At 63.9% G+C, this 596-nt stretch carries 2 pseudogenes; both read right to left on the reverse strand.

The features are described from left to right. Positions 1-117 precede the first annotated feature (117 nt). Positions 118-522 (reverse strand): annotated as a pseudogene (locus IF89_RS39505) (hypothetical protein); the annotation flags it as partial. Beyond that, positions 504-569, reverse strand: a pseudogene (locus tag IF89_RS48890) (hypothetical protein); the annotation flags it as partial. The pseudogenes IF89_RS39505 and IF89_RS48890, both read right to left, overlap by 19 nt. Between the last annotated feature and the right edge of the window lie 27 nt (positions 570-596).

Consider the following 596-nt stretch of genomic DNA (forward strand, 5'->3'; position numbering starts at 1 on the left):
CGCATCCGAAGCGAGAAAGGCATTCGCTGGGGCGGCAGACCGCTACCGGCCGCGGCCTGACCACCCAACCCGGCAAACCTTCCCGGTCACGGCACTAGGGAGCGCATTTGGTCGTGATCAAGAGGTGGTCTTGGTGAGTTCCTTGATCCAGATCATCGAGGCGCGGAGGTGGAGGCCGGCAAGGTAGCTCTCGGGTGTCTTGTCGAACCGGGTGGCGATGCCTCGCCAGGTCTTCAGCCTGTTGATCAGGCGCTCGACGGTGTTCCGGTCCTTGTTCCGGTCCTTGTAGAGCTCGGCGTCGTGAGCGACGGGCCGGCCGCCCCTGCTGCCCTTCTTCTTTCGGTTGGCGGCCTGGTCCCGCTTCTCCGGGATGACTGAGGCGTCCCCCGGAGTGTGGACACGGGGATTCATGCTGCGAGAGCGAGTCTGCGTTCTCGCTGGTGCTGCTGTTCGAACTCGACGGGTGACAGGTAGCCGAGGCTGCTGTGACGCCTGCAGGCGTTGTAGTAGGTGAGCCACTGGAAGATGTCCAGCCTGGCCTGACGCACCGTCGCGAACGCCTCCTGCATCGTCTCTCTCTTCAGGCCTTGCCAGAA

It is taken from the genome of Streptomyces sp. NRRL F-2664 (genome assembly GCF_000719345.1).
Taxonomy (GTDB): domain Bacteria; phylum Actinomycetota; class Actinomycetes; order Streptomycetales; family Streptomycetaceae; genus Streptomyces.